General features: G+C 69.2%; 3 protein-coding genes. 2 read left to right on the top strand and 1 reads right to left on the bottom strand.

Going from position 1 to position 2596, the window contains the following annotated elements; genetic code table 11:
* Together P1X14_RS21955 and P1X14_RS21950 are read left to right on the top strand one after the other, a co-directional pair.
* On the top strand, positions 1–226 hold a 226-nt coding region (locus P1X14_RS21955; RefSeq protein WP_277317553.1), incomplete at its 5' end, for an alpha-hydroxy-acid oxidizing protein.
* 81 nt (positions 227–307) lie between these two features.
* Positions 308–1768: an altronate dehydratase family protein gene (locus P1X14_RS21950; protein ID WP_277317552.1), complete on the top strand. Its 1461-nt coding sequence runs from the start codon at positions 308–310 to the stop codon at positions 1766–1768.
* Here the strand turns inward: P1X14_RS21950 and P1X14_RS21945 are convergent.
* Positions 1758–2462 carry a Crp/Fnr family transcriptional regulator gene (locus P1X14_RS21945; protein WP_277317551.1) on the bottom strand — a complete coding sequence of 235 codons (705 nt, stop codon included), beginning with the start codon at positions 2460–2462 and terminating at the stop codon, positions 1758–1760. The two genes, P1X14_RS21950 and P1X14_RS21945, sit on opposite strands and share 11 nt — an antisense overlap.
* Between the last annotated feature and the right edge of the window lie 134 nt (positions 2463–2596).

Genomic DNA, 2596 nt, shown 5'->3' with positions numbered 1-2596 from the left:
CGATGGCGGCGTCCGCTCGGGGCTGGACGTGGTGCGGATGCTCGCGCTCGGCGCGCGCGGCGTGCTGCTTGGCCGCGCCTGGGCCTATGCGCTGGGTGCGCGGGGCGAGGCCGGCGTGACCCATTTGCTCCAGCTGATCGATGCCGAGATGCGCATCGCCATGGCGCTCACCGGCTGCACCCGCATCGCCGATATCGGTCGCGATATCCTGGTCGATGACCGCTAATGGCTCACCCGATGCGGAGATCGGCATGATCGCCCCGCCCACCCTGCTGCACATGCCGCCGCGTGTGCCTATATCGGCACGATGAGCGAGGCCCTGTTCCAGATCGATCCACGCGACAGCGTCGCCACCGCGCTGCGCGACATGGCCGCGGGCGAGTCCGCGCTCGGCGTCACGCTGGCCGCACCCGTCGGCAAGGGCCACAAGGTCGCGGTGAAGCCGATCCAGCCCGGCGATCCCGTCCTCAAGTTCGGCTTCCCCATCGGCAAGGCCAAGCAGGCGATCGCGCCGGGCGAGCATGTCCACACCCATAATGTCGGCACCGCGCTGCAAGGCGGCGGCAGCTATCGCTACGCCCCCGGCGACGCGCCCGAAGCGGCTGCCGACGCGCACAGCTTCCTCGGCTATCGCCGCGCCGACGGGCGGGTCGGCACCCGCAACGAGATCTGGATCATCCCCACCGTCGGCTGTGTCGGCCGCACCGCGCAGAAGATCGCGGAAAAGGCCGCGGCGCGTTTCGCCGGACAGGTCGACGGCATCCACGCCTTCGCCCACCCCTTCGGCTGCTCCCAGCTCGGCGACGATCTGGGCGGCACCCGCGATATCCTGGCCGCACTCGCCAGCCATCCCAATGCCGGCGGCGTGCTGATCCTCGGCCTTGGCTGCGAGAACAACCAGACCAGCAAGCTGATCGAAGGGGTGACGCATCCCAACCTCCGCACGCTGGGCGCACAGATGGCCAGCGACGAGATCGAGGAAGGCCTCGCCCTCGTCGCCGAACTGGTCGAAGCCGCATCGCAGGCCAGGCGCGAACCCGCGCCGCTGTCCGAGCTCGTCTTGGGCGTGAAATGCGGCGGATCGGACGGCTTTTCCGGCCTCACCGCCAATCCGCTGGTCGGCCGGATGAGCGATGCGGTGACCGAGGCGGGCGGCACCGCGATCCTCACCGAAATCCCCGAAATCTTCGGCGCGGAGCAATTGCTGATGGATCGCGCCACCGACGAAGCGGTGTTCGGCGAGATCGTCGCGCTGGTGAACGACTTCAAGGCATATTTCACCCGCCATGGCGAGCCGGTTTCGGAGAACCCCTCCCCCGGCAACATCGCCGGCGGCATCACCACGCTGGAGGAAAAGTCGCTCGGCGCGGTGCAGAAGGCGGGCCACGCCATCGTCACCGATGTCCGCCATTATGGCGAACGCGTCCGCACCCGCGGCCTGACCCTGCTCGAAGCGCCCGGCAACGACGCGGTGTCCTCCACGGCGCTTGCCGCCGCCGGCGCCACCGCGATCCTGTTCACCACCGGCCGCGGCACGCCGCTCGGTTTCCCGGTGCCCACGATCAAGATCGCCTCGAACAGCGATCTCGCCGCGCGCAAGCCCGGCTGGATCGATTTCGACGCGGGTCAGGTGCTGGAAGAAGGCATGGACGCCGCGCGCGACGCGCTGCTCGACACGATCTGCGCCATCGCCTCGGGCAAGGAAACCGCCGCCGAAAAGAATGGCGAACGCGAGATCGCCATCTGGAAACGCGGCGTTACGCTGTAGCGGCAGCCGCCTCCAGCGCAGCCCGATCCCGGATCGTCACGCCGCGCGCACCCGGTAACGCGATCGCACCGGCTTCCTTCAACCGGCTGAGCTGCCGGCTTACCGTCTCGATCGTCAGCCCCAATATCTCGGCCATCTCGCCGCGGGTCAGCGGCAGGTCGAACGTCACCGGACCGAAGCCCGTCGCGCGGCACCCGCCCGCCCGGTCGGCCATGTCGAGCAGGAAGCCCGCCACCTTCTCGCCCGCGCTGAGCCGGGCGAGCGAGAGCATCCGCCCGCGCGCTTCGTCCAGCGCGGCGAAGGTCCGCTGCAGCAACAGCCGCTCCATCCGCACATGGTCTTCCAGCACCGCTTCGAACGGCGCCCGCGGGAACACGCACAGCTCGGCATCGCTCACCGCAGTCACGCTGAACTCGGCTTCGCCGGCATAGGGTCGGCCGACGAAATCGGCGGGATAGAGCAGCCCGACAATCTGTTCGCGCCCGTCCGCGGTGCTTGCTTCCAGCTTGAGCACGCCGGACAGGAGGTTGGCGCAGACCGCGCTTTCCTCGCCCGCCCAGATCAGCGTCTCGCCGCGCTTCAGCACACGCCGCCGCCCCAGTGCGTTGAGCGCCTCCAGCTCGACATCGCTCAACGCGCCGCACAGCGCCTTGTCGCGCACCGCGCAATCCGCACAGATCGTCACCGCTTCCATGCCCCCGACATAGGCAGGCGAGCACAAAAAGTCGCTACCGTTTGATCCGCTCACGCGGATGGCGGCACCGGCCCGCTCCCCCACCCGGCCACCCAGCACGATAGTAACCTATGGGTGGCCGGGTGGGGGAGCGG

Origin of the sequence: Sphingomonas sp. AOB5 (assembly GCF_029433115.1) — a bacterium.
Lineage (GTDB): Bacteria > Pseudomonadota > Alphaproteobacteria > Sphingomonadales > Sphingomonadaceae > Sphingomonas.
The sequence above is the reverse complement of the archived record's forward strand: the minus strand, read 5'-3'. Positions and strand labels throughout refer to the sequence as shown.